This is a genomic window from Mesorhizobium sp. M0136, from assembly GCF_040322515.1.
GTDB lineage: Bacteria > Pseudomonadota > Alphaproteobacteria > Rhizobiales > Rhizobiaceae > Mesorhizobium.
In genome coordinates, this window is record NZ_JAMYTP010000008.1 from 121635 (window position 1) to 142092 (window position 20458).

The following is a 20458-nucleotide window of genomic DNA, read 5'->3' on the forward strand; positions in this document are numbered from 1 at the left end:
TTTTTTTATTTCCGGTCGGTTCGGCTGAATCTGCCTTCGGTTGCCGGATCAATTGTCGAAGTCGGGCAAACCTAAAGCGATTGCCTTTCACCGCCAAACGATGCCCGGTTGTCGGCGGAGGATCGGAGGGCTAGGTTAAACTTGCCAATTTCGCGGGATGGGCGGCGAAATGGCAATCCGGTAATCTCGCGCTTCAGGGGTGTGGCGGGCATGCATTCGAGCGTTCACCGTTCATATCACGTTCAGCACCGGCGCGTTAGAACGCTGGCCATGAAAACCCTTCGCTCCCACTTCCGGACCGCGGCACTGGCGCTCTCAGCCGCCGGCCTGCTTGCGTCGCAAGCGATGGCGATCCCCGCTGTCACCCCCGAGCAGCCCCAGCCGGTCGTCCTCGCCGCGTCCGACTGCTACGCGATCGGCCAGCAGGTGGCGGAGCAGAATGGCGGCACCTTGGCCAAGGCCTCGCAGTCGACACGCGGCGGCCAGCCGGTCTGCGTCATCGTCGTGCTCCTTCCGGGCAAGGACGGGCAGCGTCCCCGTCGCTCGGAGATCGTCGTTCCGCTGAACTGAACCGTGCCGTTTCCCAGTCTGCCGGAATCGGCCTATATCTGAACAGCTTCAACAGGCCTTCCGCATGCGCGTACTCGTCGTCGAAGATGACAAGGATCTCAACCGGCAGATCGGCGACGCGCTGGTCGATGCCGGCTATGTCGTCGACCGCGCTTTCGACGGCGAGGAAGGGCACTTTCTCGGCGACACAGAGCCCTATGATGCCGTGGTGCTCGACATCGGCCTGCCGCAGATGGACGGCATCAGCGTGGTCGAGCGCTGGCGGCGCGGCGGCCGCAAGATGCCGGTGCTGATCCTGACGGCACGCGACCGCTGGAGCGACAAGGTTGCCGGCATCGACGCCGGCGCCGACGACTACGTCACCAAACCCTTCCACATCGAGGAAATCCTGGCCAGGGTGCGCGCTCTGATCCGGCGCGCTGCCGGGCATGCCTCGTCCGAGCTGACCTGCGGGCCGCTGCGTCTCGACACCAAGGCCTCCAAGGCCGACGTCGACGGCGTACCGCTGAAGCTGACCTCGCACGAATTCCGCTTGCTTGCTTACCTCATGCACCATATGGGCGACGTCGTATCCCGGACCGAACTGGTCGAGCATCTCTACGACCAGGATTTCGATCGCGATTCCAACACGATCGAGGTCTTTGTCGGACGGCTTCGCAAGAAGATGGGCATCGACATGATCGAAACCGTTCGCGGCATGGGCTACCGCATGCGTAAGCCGGAGGCGTAACGCGGAACCGCTTCCTACAAGACCCGCCGTCTCGAACACGCCGTCGCTGCGGTCATGGCCGCGTTCGCTGGCGTTTCGCGTCATCGCCTTTTCCACGGTCTGGGCGATCCTCACTCTGGTGGTCATCTTCACCTTGATCACGACGCTCTATCGCCAGGCCAGCGAGCGCGGTTTCGACAGCCTGCTTTCGGCGCATCTGTTCAACCTGATCGGCTCGGTGGGCGTTTCCGAAGGCGGCCAGTTGACGGGCGCTCCCGACCTTGGCGATTTGAGATTCTCGGAGCCGAATTCCGGCTGGTACTGGTCGGTCGAGCCCGCCTCGGAAGGCGTGCACGGCGATCTCCATTCGTCGTCAATGACCAAGGCGATCCCGTCGCCAAGCGTTGCCGAGGTGCCCTTCAATGCCAGCTTCCAGCGCAGCTATTCAGCGGACGGCATCGAAGGCGAGCAGTTGGAGGTGTTCGAGAGCGAGTTCGTCCTCGATGCGAAAAATCGCGCCGCGCGCTTCCGTGTCATGGGCAACCAGACCGAGCTCGAGCAGGAAATCGCTACCTTCCAGCGGCGCCTGTTGACCTATCTGTCGCTGTTCGGCGTCGGCATGATCGCCATCAACGCGATTGCGATCCTGCTCGGCCTGCAGCCGTTGCGCAGGGTCAGGAATGCGCTTGCGATGGTGCGCGAAGGAACCGCGCAACGCCTCGACGGCCGTTTCCCGGCCGAGATCGAGCCGCTCGCCAACGAGACCAATGCGCTGATCGAGAACAACAGGCGTATCGTCGAGCGGTCGCGCACGCAGGTCGGCAACCTGGCGCACTCGCTGAAGACGCCGCTTGCCGTGCTGCTCAACGAGGCGCGGGCGCTGGGTGGCGCCAAGGGGCAGCTGATCGCTGAGCAGGCTGCTTCCATGCAGAAGCAAGTGGACCATTATCTGCAACGTGCCCGCGTCGCCGCGCAGCGCGACAGCGTCGTCTACCGAACGCCGGTGACACCGCTGGTCCAGCGCATGGTTCGGGTGCTGCAGAAGCTCAACCCGCAGACGGCGCTGTCGCTCTCACTGCCGGCCACCGACATCGTCTTTGGCGGCGAACGCGAGGACCTGGAGGAGTTGCTCGGCAATCTGCTCGACAATGCGATGAAATGGGCAAGGAGCGCGGTTGCCGTTTCCGTGAAGCCAATCTCCAGCAAGGGTGGCGCCAGCAAGGAAGGCGCGGCCAATCTGTTCGAGATAGCCATCGAGGATGACGGCCCCGGCATTCCCGACGACAAGGCGCGCGAGGTATTGCAGCGCGGCCGGCGTCTCGACGAGACAAAACCGGGCAGCGGGCTCGGACTTGCCATTGTCGCCGACCTTGTCAACGAGTATGGAGGCTCTCTGGCGCTGGAACGATCCGTCATGGGTGGATTGAAGGCGATGGTTCGATTGCGGAGCCTTCAGTAATGCTTTTCCAGGTGGCCGGCTGCGGCCAAATTTCCGACAAACATCGACATTATGGCCGCGCCAGCCTGATGACAGCGCGGCGGTCCAGCTCAAGAAAGCCGGTATTGGCATGAAGATTCGCGTCGCGCTCGTTTCCGCCTTGCTCGCCATCTCCGGCTGCACGACGCTCAGCAAGGGCCCGGCCGTTACGGCAACGCCGGCCGCCACGCCCCCCAGCGGCGCCAAGGTGGCGACGACGATCATCTCCGCCATGGGCGGCGGCCTCGTCGGCGGCTCTATCGGCGCCGGCCTGAGCGAGACCGAGAAACGCAGCGCGCTCGAGGCGGAATACAAGGCGCTTGAATACACGGCGAGCGGCCAGAAAGTGGCTTGGAAGAGCGACAGTTCGGCCCATCGCGGCGAAGTGGTTGCCGCCCAGCCCTATCGCGTCGGATCGCAGGACTGCCGGCAATACACCCATACGGTGTTTACCGGCACCGCCGGCGCCACCGCGCGCGGAACCGCCTGCCGCAATGCCGACGGCAGCTGGACGCCGCTGACGTAGCTGGTCCGGCCGTTCCCGCCAAAGCGTCGCAGCACGCTTGTGTTGGCAGGGCAGGGGTCTCGTTCTATTGGAAGAGCCATGCTGTTCTGGGTCATAGCCGCAATCCTGACGCTGGGCGCAAGCCTGGCGGTGCTGCTGCCGTTGGCTGGCGGTTCGAAGAACGCGTCCGCTGCCGGCGATCACGACCTCGAAGTCTATCGCGACCAGCTGGCCGAGCTTGACCGCGATATGGCGCGTGGCCTGATCCAGCCGATGGAGGCCGAAGAGGCTCGCGCCGAAATCGCCCGCCGCATCCTTCGCCTGAGCAATGCCGGCCAAGCCGGCGAGACGGCGACGCAGCCGTCGCGGTCGACAAGATTGGTGGCGACGGCTGCCGTGCTGGTGGTTCCACTGGTCAGCTGGGGCCTCTATGGCCAGCTCGGCTCACCCGACCTTCCATCGCAGCCACTCAGCGAACGCCTGGCCAAGAACCCCACCGACAGCTCGGTCGACGAGCTGATAGCCCGCGCCGAGGCGCACCTGGCGGCCAACCCATCCGATGGCCGTGGCTGGGACGTTCTGGCGCCGGTCTATCTGCGCATGCAGCGATACGCCGATGCGGTGACCGCCTATCGCAACGCCATCCGCCTCGACGGCGACAGCGCTGCCCGTCAGGCGGGTCTTGGCGAGGCGATAGCCAATGCGGCCGGCGGCATTGTCTCGGCCGAAGCGCAGGCGGCGTTCGAGGCGGCGTTGAAGCTCGATCCGGCCAATCCGAAGGCCGCGTTCTATCTCGCCATGGGCATGGCACAGGAGGGCCGCGTAGCTGAAGCCACGGCGGCCTGGCAAAAGATGCTGGCCGCCTTGCCGCAGGGCTCGCCGTGGCGCGGCGCCGTCGAGCAGGCGCTGGCCGAATCCGCCGCCCGCAGCGTCGCTTCGGAGGGGCCTGCGAAAGGGCCGAGCGCCGAGGATATCGATGCTGCCTCCTCGATGTCGCCGCAGGACCGGCAAGCCATGATCAGCACTATGGTTGCCGGCCTCGACGAAAAGCTTCGGCAAAATCCGCGCGACGAGGAAGGGTGGATGCAGCTCGTTCGTTCTTATGTCGTGCTGGGCAAGACAGATCAGGCACGTGACGCGCTCAATCGCGGTATTGCCGTCTTTGGCGCCGATAGCGACCAGGCCAGGAAATTCACCGCCTTTGCCGCCTCGCTCGGCGTGACGGCGACGGAGTAGACGATGACGCGCAAGCAGAAACGACTGTCGGTGATCGCCGCGGGGCTGGCGTTTCTCGGTGTTGCAACCGGGCTGACCTTCTATGCGCTCGGCCAGAAGGCCTCCTATTTCTACATGCCGGCTGATCTGGCCACCGCCAGCCTTCAGCCGGGCCAGCGCATCAGGCTCGGCGGCCTCGTCGAAAAAGGCACGGTCGAGCGTAGCCAAGGCGCCACCGTCGCCTTTTCGGTGACCGACAACCAGAAGGACGTCAAGGTTACCTATACCGGCATTCTTCCCGACCTTTTCCGGGAAGGGCAGGGCGTGATCACCGAAGGCTCGTTTGGCCCCGACGGCATCTTTGTCGCCGACAGCGTGCTCGCCAAGCATGACGAGACCTATATGCCCAAGGAGGTGGCCGACGGCCTCAAGGCCAAGGGCGTGTGGCAGGAGAGCAAGAGTGACTGAGCAGGTTCCGCAAAAGTGTTCCACGGTTTTGCGGCAAGAACCTGCGGCAAGATCTAGCGGGTGCGGCGACAATGGTTGAAACCGGACATTTCGCCCTGGTCCTGGCGTTTGCGCTGGCCCTGGTGCAGACGGTGGTGCCGGTGTTCGGCGCGCGCACCGGCAACCACAAGATGATGGCCGTCGGCGCACCCGCCGCGCTGACCGGCTTTGCCTTGACGGCGCTGTCCTTCGTAGCGCTGGCGACCGCCTATGCAGGGTCCGATTTTTCGGTTGAGAGCGTCTGGGAGAACTCGCATTCGCTGCAGCCGCTGATCTACAAGATCACCGGAACCTGGGGCAATCACGAAGGTTCGATGCTGCTCTGGGTGCTGATCCTGACCTTCTTCGGCGCGCTTGTCGCCGTTTTCGGCGGCAATCTTCCGGCGACGCTCCGGGCCAATGTGCTTGCCGTGCAGGGAGCGATCGGCGCCACGTTCTTCCTGTTCATCCTGACAACGTCGAACCCGTTCGTCAGGCTCAATCCGGCGCCCATCGAGGGCCGCGATCTCAACCCGATCCTGCAGGACCTCGGCCTCGCCATCCATCCGCCGCTGCTCTATCTCGGCTATGTCGGTTTCTCGATCTGCTTTTCCTTCTCTGTCGCTGCCCTCATCGAGGGCCGCATCGACGCTTCGTGGGCGCGCTGGGTAAGGCCATGGACGCTGGTCGCCTGGATGTTCCTGACCGGCGGCATCGCCATGGGCTCCTACTGGGCCTATTACGAGCTCGGCTGGGGCGGCTTCTGGTTCTGGGATCCGGTCGAGAACGCATCCTTCATGCCGTGGCTGGCGGGCACGGCGCTGCTGCATTCGGCCATCGTCATGGAAAAGCGCTCGGCGCTGAAGATCTGGACGCTGCTTCTGGCGATCCTGACCTTCTCACTGTCGCTGCTCGGCACCTTCCTGGTGCGTTCCGGCGTGCTGACCTCGGTGCACGCATTCGCGACCGATCCGACGCGTGGCGTTTTCATCCTGTGCATCCTGACGCTGTTCATCGGCGGCTCGCTGGCGCTGTTTGCCTTGCGCGCCTCCCGGCTGACGGCCGGCGGCCTGTTTCACCCGATCTCGCGCGAAGGCGCGCTGGTCCTGAACAATCTGTTCCTGACCACCGCCACCGCCACCGTGCTGGTCGGCACGCTCTACCCGCTCGTCGTCGAAGCCCTGTCTGCCGACAAGATTTCGGTCGGCGCGCCGTTCTTCAACCTGACATTCGGCCCGCTGATGGTGCCGCTCTTGGTCGTCGTGCCGTTCGGGCCGCTGCTCGCCTGGAAGCGCGGCGACATTTTCGCGGTCGCCCAGCGCCTGATGGCGGCTTTCGCCGCGGCGCTGCTCACCGTACTGGTGACGGCCTTGTTCATCGATCGCGCATCGGTGTTCGCAGCGCTCGGGGTCGGCCTTGCCTTCTGGCTAATCTGCGGTGCGCTCACCGATCTCGCCGTCAAATCCGGCTTCGGCACCGTCGCGCTCGCCACCATGCTCAGGCGCTTCGCCGGCCTGCCGCGCTCGGTCTTCGGTACAGCGCTTGCGCATCTCGGTCTCGGGCTGACGACGCTCGGCATTGTCGGCACGCTTTGCTTCGGCACCGAAAAAATCCTGTCGATGCATGCCGGCGAGACCGTCGAACTGTCCGGTCACAAGCTGCGCTTCGAGGGGCTCTACCCGGCCCAGGGGCCTAACTACAGTGAGGATCGCGGCCGCTTCGCCCTGCTTGGCGCCGACGGCAGCGTCGCAGGCGAGATCACCTCGGCCAAGCGCTCATATCCGGTGCGCCAGATGACCACGACCGAATCCGGCATCAGGACGATCGGCTTCAGCCAGCTCTATCTTTCGCTTGGCGACGAGGGCAGCGATGGCTCGGTGGTCGTTCGTCTGTGGTGGAAGCCGCTGGTGACGCTGATCTGGGGCGGCGGACTGGTGATGATGGCGGGCGCGGCGATGTCGCTGCTCGACCGCCGCCTGCGCGTCGGCGCACCGTCGCGCCGCAAGCCTGCAGGCGCCATGCCATCGGCGAGCCCGCAATGAGAAGGAGCACGCTGGCCTCGCTGGTCCTGCTGCTGGCGCTGTTGTTCGCCGGCGCCGCGCAGGCGGTCAAGCCCGACGAGGTGCTCGCCGACCCGGCACTCGAGGCGAGGGCGCGCGCTTTGTCGGAAGGCCTGCGCTGCATGGTCTGCCAGAACCAGTCGATCGACGAGTCCGATGCCGATCTTGCCCGTGACCTGCGCATCCTTGTGCGCCAGCGCCTGGTCGCCGGCGATACCGATCAGCAGGTGATGGACTATGTCGTTTCGCGCTACGGCGAGTTCGTGCTGCTGAAGCCACGCTTCAATCTGCGCAATGTCTTGCTCTGGGGGACGCCAGTTCTTCTGCTGCTCGTTGGCGGGACGTTTATCCTGCTGGCCGCCCGCTCGCGCCGCTCGACGGCGACCAATGCCCTGACCGCGGACGAGCAGGCGGCGTTGGACGCAATGCTCCGCCGCGATTGATCGATACATTACGAAAGTTTCATGTACCGGAAATGGCGCCGTAATGTGCGGCTCTCTATTTCCTTTGTCGAGGATGCCAAACAAGGGGCGTCCCTTGAAAAGAGGATACGAGAACCATGAATGTTGCCCCCAATTCATCTCTTCGCACTCGCAAACGCCTGCTGGCCGCAGCCGCATCCCTGGCCATTGCCGGCGCGATCGGCTTCGGCGCCGTTGCCACCGGGACAGCCCCGGTGCTGGCCGACGCCGTGCGTGTCGAGGCACCGCAGGTCCCAAGCTTCGCCGATGTGGTCGAGCGCGTTTCACCGGCGGTTGTCAGCGTGCGCGTCAAGGCCAAGATCCAGCCGACGGCGGATGACGGTTCCGACCAGATGGACGACGAGGACGGCTTAGGCAATCTTCCCGATAACCCGCAGCTGCGGCGTTTCTTCCGCGAATTCCGCGGCTTTGGCGATCAGGGCCCGAACGGAATGCGCCGTTTTGGACATCGTGACCGCAACAACGACCAGCCGCGGCCGGTGGCGCAAGGGTCGGGTTTCTTCATCTCCGATGACGGCTATCTCGTCACCAACAACCATGTCGTCGAGGAGGGCGCCGCCTTCACCGTGGTGACCAATGACGGCAAGGAACTCGACGCCAAGCTGATCGGCACCGATCCGCGCACCGATCTTGCCGTGCTCAAGGTCGATGACGGTAACAGGTTCACCTATGTCGACTTCGCCGATGATTCCAAGGTTCGCGTCGGCGACTGGGTGGTGGCTGTCGGCAATCCGTTCGGCCTCGGCGGCACGGTTACCGCCGGCATCGTTTCGGCCCGCGGCCGCGATATCGGCGCCGGTCCCTATGACGACTTCATCCAGATCGACGCCTCGGTGAACCGCGGCAATTCGGGCGGCCCGACCTTCAACCTCAACGGCCAGGTTGTCGGCATCAACACCGCGATCTTCTCGCCGTCGGGCGGCAGCGTCGGCATTGCCTTCGATATTCCCGCTTCGACCGCCAAGCAGGTCGTGCAGGATCTGATGAGGAACGGTACCGTCCAGCGCGGCTGGCTCGGCGTCGAAATCCAGCCGGTCACGCCCGAAATCGCCGAGTCGCTTGGCCTTGGGTCCGGCAAGGGCGCGCTCGTTGCCAGCGCGCAGGACAGCGGTCCCGGCAAGAAGGCCGGCATCACCGCCGGTGACGTGATCACCCAGGTGGACGGCAAGGACGTTGCTTCACCGAAGGAACTCGCCCGACTGATTGGCGCTTACCCGCCCGGCAAATCGGTCGATGTCACGGTGTGGCGCAACGGCAAGAGCGAGGCGGTCAAGGTCGACCTTGGCAAGCTGCCGTCGAGCGACAAGCAGGCCTCGGTCGACCAGCAGCCTGCTCCGGCACCGAAGACCGACACGCTCGCCGATCTCGGCCTGACCGTTACCAAGTCCGAAAATGGCAAGGGACTTGTGGTGACCGACGTCGACCCCGACAGCGATGCCGCCGATCGCGGCATCCAGCCCGGCGACGTCATCACCTCCGTCAATTCGACGGAAGTGAGCGGCACCGCCGACGTCGACAAGGCGATGGCCGACGCGGTGAAGTCCGGCCGCAAGGCGGTGTTGATGCAGATCACCCGCGACGACAGCAACCGCTTCGTCGCACTGCCCGTCGCCAAGGGCTGACTTTTCCGGTGCGGCGGTTTTCAACACCCCCGAGCCGCTGCACGGGAAAGCACGGGGCCTGAATACGTTAGTCAGTCATCGTGTTCCGCCCCAGCGGCAGCGGGCTTCCCATCGCCCGCTGCCGCTCGAACATGTCGCTCAAAGCGTGAAGCGGTTTTAGGCTACGACATGCTAAAACAAAGACTTACCGCGTATCCCTGAATCACTTTGTTCGCGATACGCCATGGAGAAGGCCACGATGCGTATGCCGGCCACTCAATCTTCCAGCGAAATCGCGTATAACGGTTCTATGAAGATTCTCGTCATAGAAGACGATCGCGAGGCAGCCGACTACCTGCAGAAGGCGTTCGCCGAGGCCGGCCATACCGCCCATGTCGCCGGCGACGGCGAAACCGGCTTCGCGCTCGCCGATTCCGGCGACTATGACGTCATGGTCGTTGACCGCATGATGCCGCGCCGCGACGGCCTGTCTGTCATTGCCGGGCTCAGGTCCCGAGGCAACACGACGCCCGTGCTCATCCTGTCGGCGCTCGGCGAAGTCGACGACCGGGTCACCGGTCTGCGCGCCGGCGGTGACGACTACCTGACCAAACCCTACGCCTTTTCCGAACTGCTCGCCCGCGTCGAGGTGCTGAACCGCCGCGCCAGCGCCAGGGAAGCCGAAACCGTCTACCGGGTCGGTGATCTCGAACTCGACCGGCTGTCGCATTCGGTGCGCCGCGCCGGGCGCGAGATAACGCTGCAGCCGCGCGAGTTCCGCCTGCTCGAATATCTGATGCGCCATGCCGGCCAGGTGGTGACGCGCACCATGCTGCTCGAGAACGTCTGGGACTACCATTTCGATCCGCAGACCAACGTCATCGACGTTCATATCTCGCGGCTGCGGGGCAAGATCGAGAAGGGCTTCGACAAGCCGATCCTCCACACGGTTCGCGGCGCCGGCTATATGCTGAAAAGCGGCTAGAACCCCATGGCTCTTTCCGTGCCGGCCATCATGAAGACGACGGCAGCGCGGCTTTCGGCGCTTTATCTTCTGCTTTTTGCGCTGTGTGCGGTGTTGCTGGTCTTGTACATGACCTCGCTCTCGGTGCGCATGCTGACCGCCCAGACGCAGGAGACGATCAACGACGAGGTGCTCGGCCTTGCCCGCGCCTATCAGCGCGGCGGCCTGCCGCTGCTGGTCCGCGTCGTCGAGCAGCGCTCCCGCCAGCCCGGCGCCAATCTCTATCTGATCGCCGATGCCAACGGCCAGATCCTGACCGGCAACGTGCAGAGCCTGGAGCCAGGCGTGATCGAGGCCGAGGGCTGGACCACCGAACCGTTCTCCTACCGCCGCTTCGGTGAGGGCGAGCTCGAGCGGCAGCGCAACCCGGTCTCCGACCCGAACGAGCCCGCCCAGAGCGAAGTCCAGGCCGAAGGCGAGAAAGGCCACAACGCCGTTGCTCTGGTGCTGCGCCTGCCCAACCAGATGATCATGCTGGTCGGCCGCGACCTCGGCGAGCCGGAGCGCTTCCGCGCCGTCATTCGCCGCGCCTTGATGCTGGCGCTCGGCATGATGGGCGTCGGCGGGCTGCTGATCTGGTTCTTCGTCGGGCGCGCGGCGCTGAAGCGCATCGACAGCGTGTCGGAGGCGAGCCGCCGCATCATGGGCGGCGATCTTTCCGGCCGGCTGCCGGTCACCGGCGCCGGTGACGAGTTCGACCGGCTGTCGGAAAACCTCAATTCCATGCTGGCCCGGATCGCCACGCTGAACGAGGGCCTGAAGCAGGTCTCCGACAACATCGCCCACGACCTGAAGACGCCGCTGACCAGGCTGCGCAATCGCGCCGAGGCGACGCTTTCCGGCAAGCACAACACCAGTGGCTACCGGCAGGCGCTGGAAGGAACGATCGCCGAATCCGATCAGCTGATAAAGACCTTCAACGCTATCCTGATGATTTCGCGGCTGGAGGCCGGCTATTCCTCGGAAAGCACCACCAGGGTCGATCTGGCCGCTGCCGTGCACGACGTCGTCGAACTCTACGAGCCGGTAGCGGAGGAGGGGGGCGTGACGCTCGAAACTTCGGTGCAAGGTTCTTTCCTCGTCGACGGCAATCGCGAGCTGATCGGCCAGGCGCTGTCCAACATCGTCGACAACGCGATCAAATATTCGACCGACTCGACCTCCAGGCCTACGGTTCGCGTGACGCTGGAGCGTATCGGTAGCGAGATCAGACTCGCCGTCTCCGACAACGGCCAGGGCATTCCCGACGATGTCGACCGCGCCAGGGTGACCGAGCGTTTCGTGCGGCTGGAAAAGAGCCGCTCGCAGCCGGGTTCCGGCCTTGGCTTGAGTCTCGCCAAGGCGATCATGACATTCCACAACGGACGGCTTGAGCTTCTGCCCGGCAATCCCGGATTGTCCGTCGTCATGAGTTTTCCCGGGCGGGAGGATCGCTGATGGTGGCGAGGATGGCCGTGCGACGCCTGGAAACGGACTGGCTGTTGAAGCCGGCGGTAGAGCTCGTTCCGCTGGATGCAAGCCGCGCCAGGCAGGAACTGTCGGAGATCGCCGACGCCGCGCGGCAAAAGGAACTGCCGCGACTGGCGAAATTTCTCGCCGGCAAGGGGGTCGTCCAGGATTTCCTCGCCGCTGTGTTCGACCTGTCGCCGTTCCTGCGCGATACCGCGCGCCGCCGGCCGCGGATACTCGATGCGCTTTTCGACGGGAGGGTCGAGGCGCGGCTGTCATCGATCGGCGCCGCGGTCGACAAGGCAGCACGCGCAGAGGCCGTCTCCGAAAGCAACCTGATGATGGAGCTGCGCCAATGCAAGGCGGAGGCGCATTTCCTGATCGCCTTGGCCGATCTCGCGGGCGAGGCCGAGACCTCGTTGACAGTGCGGCGACTGAGCGACCTTGCCGACGCCTGCACGCGTGCGGCCGTCGATTTCCTGCTCCGCGACGCGCATGAGCAGGGCAGGCTCCGATTGCCGGATCCCAAAAATCCGGCGCGACGCTCGGGCTGGATTCTGCTCGGCATGGGTAAGCTCGGCGCGCATGAGCTGAACTTCTCCTCCGACATCGACCTCGTCGCCTTCTTCGACCCCGATGCGCCTGCCGTCGTCGATCCGCTCGATGCCACAGAGCTGTTTTCGCGCCTGACCCGTCGGCTGGTCCGTATCCTCCAGGACCGCACCGAGCATGGTTACGTCTTCCGCACCGATCTCAGGCTTCGTCCCGACCCCGGCTCGACGCCGCTGGCGATCCCGGTCGAGGCGGCGCTGCGCTACTATGAGGCGCGCGGCCAGAACTGGGAGCGCGCCGCCATGATCAAGGCTCGCCCGGTGGCCGGCGATGTTGCCGCCGGCGCCGCGTTCCTGAAGGAACTGCAGCCCTATATCTGGCGCAAATACATGGACTATGCGGCGATTGCCGACGTCCATTCGATCAAGCGCCAGATCCACGCCCACAAGGGCCATGGCGAGGTCGCGGTCAAGGGCCACAACGTCAAGCTTGGCCGCGGCGGCATCCGCGAGATCGAGTTCTTCGTCCAGACCCAGCAGCTTATCGCCGGCGGCCGCTTTCCCGAACTGCGCGGCCGCGAGACCGTGCCGATGCTCGGCGAACTCGCCGCGCGCGGCTGGATCACCGCCGACGCGCGCGATGCACTCACCAGGCAATACTGGTTCCTGCGCCGCGTCGAACATGCCATCCAGATGGTTGCCGACCAGCAGACGCATATTCTGCCGGAGGACGAAGAGGGGCTGGAACGCGTCGCCCGCATGCTGGGCTTTGCCGATGCGGCAGGCTTTGCCGAAACGTTCCGCGCGGCGCTGCATCAGGTCGAGCGCCACTATGCAGCGCTGTTCGAGACCGCGCCGGAGCTTTCGGCCGGCATCGGCAATCTGGTCTTTACCGGCGACGTCGACGATCCCGATACCTTGCAGACCCTGCGGCGGCTCGGCTTCCAGCGGCCGAGCGACATCTGCCGGGTTATCCGCGGCTGGCACTTCGGCCGCTACCGCGTCACCCGGTCGGCGGAGGCACGCGAGCGGCTGACCGAACTGACGCCGGCGCTGCTGCAAGCCTTCGGCCAGACGCGGCGGGCGGACGAGGCGGTGATCCGCTTCGACGAATTCCTTGCCGGCCTGCCTGCCGGCATCCAGCTCTTTTCGCTGCTGCAGTCGAATCCGGCGTTGCTGAAGCTGATGGCGACGATCATGGGCGCAGCACCGCGGCTGGCCGCCATCATCACGCGCCGGCCGCATGTCTTCGATGGCCTGCTCGATCCGGCGCTGCTGAGCGAACTGCCCAACCGCGCCTATCTGTCGGCGCGCCTTGCCGCCTTCCTCGAAGGCGACAGGGCTTACGAGGACGTGCTCGACCGGCTGCGCATCTTTGCTTCGGAGCAAAAATTCCTGATCGGCGTCAGGCTGCTTGCCGGGTCGATCGATGCGCCGCGCGCCGGCCGCGCCTTTTCCGATCTCGCCGACCTGACCATCGAGGCGGCGTTGCAGGCGGTGACAGCGGAATTCGCATTGCGTCATGGCTATATTGCCGGCGGCAGGGTCGCACTGCTCGGCATGGGCAAGCTCGGCAGCCGCGAACTGACGGCGGGTTCCGACGTCGACCTCATCCTGCTCTACGATCACGACGCCGATGCCGAGGAGTCCGACGGCGACAAGCCGCTTGCCCCGTCGCATTACTACAGCCGGCTGACGCAGCGGCTGATCGCCGCCGTTTCCGCGCCGACCGCCGAGGGCGTGCTCTACGAGCTCGACCTTCGTCTGCGACCGTCCGGCAACAAGGGGCCGGTGGCCACGCACGTCGATGCCTTCAAGAAGTACCAGCGCCAGGACGCCTGGACGTGGGAGCATATGGCGCTGGCGCGGGCCCGCACGATCGGTGGCGATGCCGAGCTCTGCCGCGAGGTTGAGGAGGAAGTTGCCGCAGTGCTCGCTCTGCCGCGCGATCCAGCCAAGGTGATGGCCGAGGCATCCGAGATGCGCGCCATGGTCGACAAGGAGAAGCCGCCGCGCGATCCCTGGGACATCAAGCTGATCCCGGGCGGCCTCATAGATCTCGAATTCATTGCCCAGGTTGCGTTGATCACGGGAAAGATCGAAGCCGGCCGCAGGGCCACCGGCACGGCTGAGGTCCTGTCGCGCCTGGCGCCGGATTTCGTCGACGCCCAGGTCAGGCAGGAACTGGTGGATGCCTTTTCGCTCTATCTGGCGCTGACTCAGATGATCCGGCTTTGCCTCACCGGCGCGTTCGAACGCGACGACGTTCCGCCAGGGCTTTCCGATCTGCTTCTTGCAGTCACCGACCTGCCTGATTTCGGTGTGCTTGAAGCGCATCTCAAGGAGACGTCGCAGAAGGTCAGAAAGGATTTCGACCTTCTGCTTCGTGCGAAACTACCGTGACGGCAACCAGCCGTACGGGCGAGAGCATCGGACCCAAAATTGCGACCTTTTCTGGGAGGTTCCGATGTTCAATCAAAGAGATAGAGCGGGGGATTGAAGGTCCGCCGCTCTAGCATCGGGGGTGACGATGCAACAGGAGAAGACCATGAGAAAGACAACCAGACTTGCACTCGTTTTCGCAGCCCTGGCCGGCGCCGTCGGCACCGCAGCCTATGCAGACGAGCACTCCGGCGCCGGGCCGCGCGGCGGCATGATGATGCGCCTCGGCAAAGTCATGAAGGACAATGACGGCACCATCACCTTCGACCAGTTCTCCGACGCCATGAACGCTCGACTGAAGAAGATGGTCGCTGACAATGGCGGCAAGCTGACCGTGGCGCAGCTCGCCGACGCGCTGGAGAAGGCACGCTTCGAGCAGATGGCCAGGCGCATCATCGCCCGCTACGACACCAAGGGCGACGGGACGCTGACCGCCGACGATATCACCAGCCGCCAGAAGAAGGTGTTCGCCATGCTCGACCGTGACAATGACGGCAAGATCGAGAAGAACGAACTGCCGAAGGGTCTCGGCCGCCACCGCCAATGGGACGGCGAGGGCAATGATGGCGCTGACGGCATGCAGTGAGAATTGACAACCGCTCCGGCGACGCGAGCCGCCGGAGACTTATCTGGTCATTCAGGCAGCCGCCCTGACCGCCTGCGCGACTTTCCTCATCGGGATGCGTACCGAGACGATCGTGCCGATGCTTTCGGTCGAACGGATCTTCAGCGCGCCACCCTGAAGCTCGGCCAGCGAGCGCGAGATGGCGAGGCCGAGACCGGAGCCGGCATGGCTCTTGGAGAACTGGTTCTGCACCTGTTCGAATGGCCGTCCGAGCTTGCTCAGCGCGGCTTTCGGGATGCCGCAGCCATTGTCCTCGATCGTCAGGATCAGCGCGCTGGAAATGCTGCGGGCTCTGACCGAAATGTGGCCGCCTTGCCCGGTGAACTTCACCGCATTGGACAGAAGGTTGATAAGGATCTGCTTGATCGCCCTGCGGTCGGCGAACAGCGTCAGCGAATCGGCGATGCGGGTTTCGACGGTGATCGACTTTTCCGCCGCCTGCAGCGAGACGACGCGAACCGTCTCCCTGATGAGCGGGCAGAGATCGATTTCTTCCTGATCCAGGGCGAACTGGCCGGCCTCGATCTTCGACATGTCGAGGATGTCGTTGATCACGCCGAGAAGATATTTGCCGCTGCCGTTGATGTCGGTAGCATACTCTTCGTAGCGCGGCGACCCCAGCGGCCCGAACAGCCGCCGTTCCATCAGTTCCGAGAAGCCGATGATCGCGTTGAGCGGCGTGCGCAACTCGTGCGACATGTTGGCCAGGAATTCGGATTTGGCCCGGTTTGCCGCTTCGGCCCGCTCGGTTTCCTTCATGTATTTGCGATTGAGCTCGACGAGCTCACGAGCCCGTTCTTCTTCCGCGCGGCGGGCAAGGCTGAGGTCGTGAATTGTCGCCATCAGCCGGCGCTCGCTGTCGACCAGCTTCTCCTGGTGCAGCTTGATCTGGGTGATGTCGGAGCCGACGGAGACGGTGCCGCCGTCCCTTGTCTGCAACTCGTTCACTTGCAGCCAGCGGCCGTCGGCAAGCTGGCGCTCGAAGGTCACGCCCCCTTGCGGTCCATTGGTATTGGCAAGCCGCCGCTCCGAGGCAAAGGCTAGCATGCGTTCCTCCAGAACGGCGCGCGGAGCGCCCGGCATCACGTCGCGATCCGACAGGCCGTTGTCCTGCTGGTATTTGGAATTGCACATGATCAGGCGCTCGGACGAATCCCACAGCACGAAGGATTCGTTGATGTTTTCGATGGCCGTCCTCAGGCGCAGGTCCGCCGCTTCGGAGCGCAGCGCCAGGTGCCGCTGCTCGGTGACGTCGACGGCGATGCCGATCAGCTGGATCTCCGGCGCTTCCGGGTCGATAACCTGTGCTCTTGCGCGCATCCAAACCCATTGCCCGTCGGCATGGCGCATCCGGAACACCTGGTCGATATGATCGATCTCGCGTGCGACGATCCTGTTGGCGAGTTCGAACAAATCGCCGTCCTCGGGATGAATGATTTCGTCGACTTCGCCGAACGACAGCATCGTGTCGCAAGGCTCGTAGCCCAGCATGTCGTACATTGAGCGCGACCAGTACATCTTGCCGCGCACCATGTCCCAATCCCACAGGCCGCAGCGGCCGCGCACCAACGCCATGTCGATGCGCTGGTGGGCTTCGAGATAGATGCGGTCGGCGGCCTGGGCACGCGCCGCCTGGCCGAAATAGGCATAAAGGATGACGATCAGCACGCCGGCCGTCAGCACGAACAGCGTGACATTGAGTGAGACCGTCTTGCGCCAGGCGTCAAAAACTGCCTCCTGCGGCACGAACGCTGCCGCGGCACCCTTTCGGCCATTCGCCAGGCTCACTGCCGCGTACCAGTCCTGTCCGCCGATGCTGACCTCCATCACTCCGGCGCGGTCGCCGAACATGAACAGCGGCTGCCCGCCCTGCACGACGCCATCGAGCGATCGGCCCTCCCAGTGCATCGACTGCGGCGATACGGCAATGATCTTGAAGGCGTTGTCGGTGATCGCCAGTACGTGGCTTCGGCCCATCGCGCCCTGACGACCGGTGCTCTCCAGCAGGTCCTGGATCGCACCTGGCGCGGAAACCATGGTCGCGTCGGCGATCGAACTGGCCAGTTGGCCGGCGGCCAGCGCAAGGATCGCCTTGGCATCGCGCTCGATCTCGTCGCGCTCGTTCATCAGCGACAGAAAGCGCAGTACTGCGATGATCAACAGAAACATGATAATGAGGGCCGGTATCGATCGCCGCAACAGCGGCTCGGCTGCCAGCAGCCGTCGGTAGGCAGGTTCAGCGATGAGCCGCGTATTGCCCGCGAGACCGTCGTTTCGCGCCTCGCGACGCTCAAACGCCGTCCCACCGGGCGCGCCCCACGCGTCCGCCTTCGCCATAAATGGCACTCCCCGATTTTCTGTCCCGCTTGACGATCCGGCAACGCCGCACTTCCGAATCGTCACTAAAGAATCAAAGGTGATTCGCCTTGTCCAGAGGTGCGGCGAAAAAAGATTAAAAATCGACTAAAATAATGGGTTTTCGGATGGTCTTCCCTTTCTCCCACGATAAGGGGAGAAGGGGGGGTCGCTTACGCCAGGGTGCGCTCGACGATGTCTCGCAAATCGGCCGACAGCTTCTCGGTATTGGCGATTGAAAGCAACGCCTCCCTTGCCTTGGCCTGCCGCACGGGTTCGAGCGAGCGCCACGACCTGAGCGCCGTCGCCAGCCTGGCGGCCACCTGCGGGTTGCGTTTTTCGACCTGCAGCACCGTTTCGACGAAAAGCCGGTAGCCCTCGCCGTCGGCGCGATGAAAGCCGGTCTGGTTGGCGCTGGAAAACGTACCGATAAGCGAGCGTACCCGGTTCGGGTTGGCCATCGAGAACGCTGGGTGGCTGGTCAAAGCGCGCACCGCGTCGACGGTTTGCGGGCCGGGCACGCTGGCCTGGATCTGGAACCATTTGTCCATGACCAGCGGATCGGTTGCATATTTCGCCTCGAAATCGGCCAGTGCCTTGGTTGCCTCAGGTGAGCCGTGGTGACGGTGCGCAAGCACGGTCAACGCCGCGGCACGATCCGTCATGTTGGTCGCCAATTGGAAGTGCCGGGCAGCGAGTTCCGCACCTCCCGGCAGCAAGGAGAGATAGTCCAGCAGGACATTGCGCAGCGCCCGCCGCCCGGCACTGGCCGCGTCCGGGCTGAACGGACCATTGTCGGCGAGCCGATCGTAAAAGTTGGAGAATATCTCGCGGTTGGCCTCGGCGATCGCAACTGCCAGCGCCCCGCGCGCCGCGAGAATGGCATCGGGGTCGATGTTCTTGCCGATGTCGCGGGCGATATCGGCCTCGCCGGGCAGCGCCAGCGCCAGTGCCCGATAGGCGGGTTCGAGCGCGTCGTCGCCGGCTATTTTGCCGGTAAGCCCGGTCAGCCGGGCGCTGAACTCGGGTTGCCTGTGGTCCAGGATTTGGCGGAAAGCTGCAATCAGCGCATCGGTCAAAAGCGTGTTGAACGCCTGCCAGCGCGAGAAGGCGTCGCTGTCGTGGCCAGCCAGAAAAAACAGGTCGTCGGGCCGCTGCTCGACCGAAAGCGTCACCGGCGCCGAAAAGCCGCGGTTGAGCGACATGGCCGGCCGCTCGGCAATCCCGGAAAACCTGACGACATGGCGGCGTTTGCGGATATGGATGACGCCGTCCTCGACATTCGCCCCCTCCACGCCGCTATAGGCTGTCGCCTCTCCGCCGGCGCCGACCAGGCCGAAGGCAAGCGGAATGTGCATCAGCCGTTTGCGGCTTTCCGACGGCGTTGGCGGCACCGACTGCTCGATTTCGAGCGTGAATTCCTGCGCCGCAGGATTATACGCCGAACTGACGGTCAGGTTCGGCGTACCGGCCTGATGATACCAGAGCGAAAACTGCGACAGGTCGCGACCGGAAACGTCTTCGAACACCTTGATGAAGTCTTCGATCGTCGCCGCCTGGCCGTCGTGACGTTCGAAGTAGAGGTCCATGCCGGCGCGGAACGTCTCTGCGCCGAGGATAGTGTGGATCATGCGCACGACTTCCGAGCCCTTTTCATAGACCGTCGCCGTATAGAAATTGTTGATCTCGCGGTAGCGGCGCGGCCGCACCGGATGCGCCAGCGGCCCTTGGTCCTCGGGAAACTGATGGGCGCGCAGCGTACGTACCTCGGCGATGCGCTTGACGGCGCGCGAGCGCTGATCAGCGGAGAATTCGTGGTCGCGGAAAACGGTCAGGCCTTCCTTCAGGCAAAGCTGGAACCAGTCACGACAAGTGATTCTGTTACCTGTCCAATTGTGGAAATACTCATGCGCAATGATGGCTTCGATATTGGCGAAATCGGCGTCGGTCGCGGTTTCCTGGTCGGCCAGCACATATTTGTCGTTGAAGATGTTGAGACCCTTGTTCTCCATCGCGCCCATATTGAAGTCGGACACGGCGACGATGTTGAAGACATCGAGGTCGTATTCGCGGCCGAATGCCTCCTCGTCCCATTTCATCGACCGTTTCAAAGCGTCCATGGCGTAGCCGGCGAGCCTCTCTTTGCCCGGTTCGACATAGATTGCGAGCTCGACTTTGCGGCCAGACAGGGTAACGAAACTGTCCGAGATCTTGCCGAGGTCGCCCGCCACCAGCGCAAACAAATAGGACGGCTTGGGGAAGGGGTCGTGCCAGACCGCATAGTGCCAGCCGCCGGCAAGCTCGCCGCTGCCGGCCGGGTTGCCGTTGGACAAAAGCAGCGGCGCCTCATTGCGCTCCGCTTCGATACGCACCGTATAGACCGACAGGATGTCGGGACGGTCGAGGAAATAAGTGATGCGGCGAAAGCCTTCGGCCTCGCATTGCGTGCAATAGACGTCGCTGGAGCGATAGAGGCCCATCAGCGCTTCGTTCTGCGCCGGCGCCAACACGGTTTCAATTCTCAGCTGGAAGCGCCTAGTGGCAGGGGGGCTGATGATTGTCAGTTGATCGGGCGTGATGAGAAAATCCTCAAGGCTCGGTTCCTGGCCGTCGATGGCGATACTGCGGAGCGTCAGCCCGTCGCCATCCAGCACCAGTGGGACCGACACGGCAGTCTCGTCGCGACGTTCGACCGTCAGCACGGCGGTGACATGCGTTGCTTCAGGCGAAAGGCGGAAAGTCAGGCTGGTTTCCGGAATCAGATAATCACTAGGGCGATAGTCTTCGAGTTTGAAGACCTGGCCGGTATCTGTGCGCATTCCTTGATTTTTCCTGTCGATCCGGGAGCGGCGGGCGGGTCCGCTGGTCCAAATAATTTGAAGTCTGCGCTCTTTACACGAAACGGTC

At 64.1% G+C, this 20458-nt stretch carries 15 protein-coding genes; 13 read left to right on the plus strand and 2 right to left on the minus strand.

The features are described from left to right. The first annotated feature begins 270 nt into the window (after nt 1-270). The 13 genes from NKJ35_RS12080 to NKJ35_RS12140 all read left to right on the plus strand — a co-directional run bounded on the left by NKJ35_RS12080 (nt 271) and on the right by NKJ35_RS12140 (nt 15157). Nucleotides 271-570 (plus strand): hypothetical protein, encoded by a 300-nt coding sequence (locus tag NKJ35_RS12080; RefSeq protein ID WP_352647230.1) that lies wholly within the window; start codon nt 271-273, stop codon nt 568-570. A 64-nt stretch (nt 571-634) separates the two neighbouring features. Further along, nucleotides 635-1300 (plus strand): response regulator transcription factor, encoded by a 666-nt coding sequence (locus NKJ35_RS12085; protein WP_352588745.1) that lies wholly within the window; start codon nt 635-637, stop codon nt 1298-1300. An 82-nt stretch (nt 1301-1382) separates the two neighbouring features. Beyond that, nucleotides 1383-2738 (plus strand): ATP-binding protein, encoded by a 1356-nt coding sequence (locus tag NKJ35_RS12090; protein WP_502904636.1) that lies wholly within the window; start codon nt 1383-1385, stop codon nt 2736-2738. A 109-nt stretch (nt 2739-2847) separates the two neighbouring features. After that, entirely contained in the window at nt 2848-3282 is a 435-nt protein-coding gene (locus NKJ35_RS12095) for an RT0821/Lpp0805 family surface protein (protein WP_352647234.1), read from the plus strand. A 78-nt stretch (nt 3283-3360) separates the two neighbouring features. Then, nucleotides 3361-4497 (plus strand): c-type cytochrome biogenesis protein CcmI, encoded by a 1137-nt coding sequence (gene ccmI, locus NKJ35_RS12100; RefSeq protein ID WP_352647237.1) that lies wholly within the window; start codon nt 3361-3363, stop codon nt 4495-4497. Nucleotides 4498-4500: 3 nt separating this feature from the next. Further along, the gene (gene ccmE / locus NKJ35_RS12105; RefSeq protein WP_023718386.1) at nt 4501-4944 is read left to right on the plus strand and encodes a cytochrome c maturation protein CcmE; all 444 of its coding nucleotides are present in this window, start codon (nt 4501-4503) and stop codon (nt 4942-4944) included. 71 nt (nt 4945-5015) lie between these two features. Then, the gene (locus tag NKJ35_RS12110; protein WP_352647239.1) at nt 5016-7004 is read left to right on the plus strand and encodes a heme lyase CcmF/NrfE family subunit; all 1989 of its coding nucleotides are present in this window, start codon (nt 5016-5018) and stop codon (nt 7002-7004) included. Next, complete coding sequence (locus NKJ35_RS12115) at nt 7001-7465, plus strand: cytochrome c-type biogenesis protein (protein WP_352647241.1); 465 nt, start codon at nt 7001-7003, stop codon at nt 7463-7465. The genes NKJ35_RS12110 and NKJ35_RS12115 overlap by 4 nt, the downstream gene beginning before the upstream one ends. Nucleotides 7466-7581: 116 nt before the next feature. After that, the gene (locus NKJ35_RS12120) at nt 7582-9126 is read left to right on the plus strand and encodes a Do family serine endopeptidase (RefSeq protein ID WP_352647243.1); all 1545 of its coding nucleotides are present in this window, start codon (nt 7582-7584) and stop codon (nt 9124-9126) included. Nucleotides 9127-9415: 289 nt separating this feature from the next. Then, nucleotides 9416-10090 (plus strand): response regulator transcription factor, encoded by a 675-nt coding sequence (locus tag NKJ35_RS12125; RefSeq protein ID WP_254819962.1) that lies wholly within the window; start codon nt 9416-9418, stop codon nt 10088-10090. 6 nt (nt 10091-10096) lie between these two features. Further along, the gene (locus tag NKJ35_RS12130) at nt 10097-11566 is read left to right on the plus strand and encodes a sensor histidine kinase (protein ID WP_352647245.1); all 1470 of its coding nucleotides are present in this window, start codon (nt 10097-10099) and stop codon (nt 11564-11566) included. After that, on the plus strand, nt 11566-14532 hold the full coding sequence (locus NKJ35_RS12135) for a bifunctional [glutamine synthetase] adenylyltransferase/[glutamine synthetase]-adenylyl-L-tyrosine phosphorylase (protein WP_352647246.1): 2967 nt from the start codon (nt 11566-11568) through the stop codon (nt 14530-14532). Before NKJ35_RS12130 ends, NKJ35_RS12135 begins: the two co-directional genes overlap by 1 nt. A 145-nt stretch (nt 14533-14677) precedes the next feature. Beyond that, nucleotides 14678-15157, plus strand: coding sequence for an EF-hand domain-containing protein (locus tag NKJ35_RS12140; protein WP_352479540.1), 480 nt, complete (start codon nt 14678-14680; stop codon nt 15155-15157). A gap of 51 nt (nt 15158-15208) precedes the next feature. Here NKJ35_RS12140 and NKJ35_RS12145 read toward each other — a convergent pair whose 3' ends face one another. Both NKJ35_RS12145 and pepN read right to left on the minus strand, forming a co-directional pair. Continuing rightward, complete coding sequence (locus NKJ35_RS12145) at nt 15209-17533, minus strand: PAS domain-containing sensor histidine kinase (RefSeq protein WP_352647248.1); 2325 nt, start codon at nt 17531-17533, stop codon at nt 15209-15211. Nucleotides 17534-17724: 191 nt separating this feature from the next. Next, on the minus strand, nt 17725-20370 hold the full coding sequence (gene pepN, locus NKJ35_RS12150; RefSeq protein WP_352647250.1) for an aminopeptidase N: 2646 nt from the start codon (nt 20368-20370) through the stop codon (nt 17725-17727). Between the last annotated feature and the right edge of the window lie 88 nt (nt 20371-20458).

What these genes read in the sequence shown, in the direction of transcription:
- ccmI (WP_352647237.1), top strand. Translation starts at nt 3,361, where the DNA reads ATGCTGTTCTGGGTCATAGCCGCAATCCTGACGCTGGGCGCAAGCCTG.
- NKJ35_RS12140 (WP_352479540.1), top strand. Translation starts at nt 14,678, where the DNA reads ATGAGAAAGACAACCAGACTTGCACTCGTTTTCGCAGCCCTGGCCGGC.
- NKJ35_RS12125 (WP_254819962.1), top strand. Translation starts at nt 9,416, where the DNA reads ATGAAGATTCTCGTCATAGAAGACGATCGCGAGGCAGCCGACTACCTG.
- pepN (WP_352647250.1), bottom strand. Translation starts at nt 20,370, where the DNA reads ATGCGCACAGATACCGGCCAGGTCTTCAAACTCGAAGACTATCGCCCT.
- ccmE (WP_023718386.1), top strand. Translation starts at nt 4,501, where the DNA reads ATGACGCGCAAGCAGAAACGACTGTCGGTGATCGCCGCGGGGCTGGCG.
- NKJ35_RS12110 (WP_352647239.1), top strand. Translation starts at nt 5,016, where the DNA reads ATGGTTGAAACCGGACATTTCGCCCTGGTCCTGGCGTTTGCGCTGGCC.
- NKJ35_RS12095 (WP_352647234.1), top strand. Translation starts at nt 2,848, where the DNA reads ATGAAGATTCGCGTCGCGCTCGTTTCCGCCTTGCTCGCCATCTCCGGC.
- NKJ35_RS12120 (WP_352647243.1), top strand. Translation starts at nt 7,582, where the DNA reads ATGAATGTTGCCCCCAATTCATCTCTTCGCACTCGCAAACGCCTGCTG.
- NKJ35_RS12130 (WP_352647245.1), top strand. Translation starts at nt 10,097, where the DNA reads ATGGCTCTTTCCGTGCCGGCCATCATGAAGACGACGGCAGCGCGGCTT.
- NKJ35_RS12085 (WP_352588745.1), top strand. Translation starts at nt 635, where the DNA reads ATGCGCGTACTCGTCGTCGAAGATGACAAGGATCTCAACCGGCAGATC.
- NKJ35_RS12135 (WP_352647246.1), top strand. Translation starts at nt 11,566, where the DNA reads ATGGTGGCGAGGATGGCCGTGCGACGCCTGGAAACGGACTGGCTGTTG.
- NKJ35_RS12145 (WP_352647248.1), bottom strand. Translation starts at nt 17,533, where the DNA reads ATGGCGAAGGCGGACGCGTGGGGCGCGCCCGGTGGGACGGCGTTTGAG.
- NKJ35_RS12080 (WP_352647230.1), top strand. Translation starts at nt 271, where the DNA reads ATGAAAACCCTTCGCTCCCACTTCCGGACCGCGGCACTGGCGCTCTCA.
- NKJ35_RS12115 (WP_352647241.1), top strand. Translation starts at nt 7,001, where the DNA reads ATGAGAAGGAGCACGCTGGCCTCGCTGGTCCTGCTGCTGGCGCTGTTG.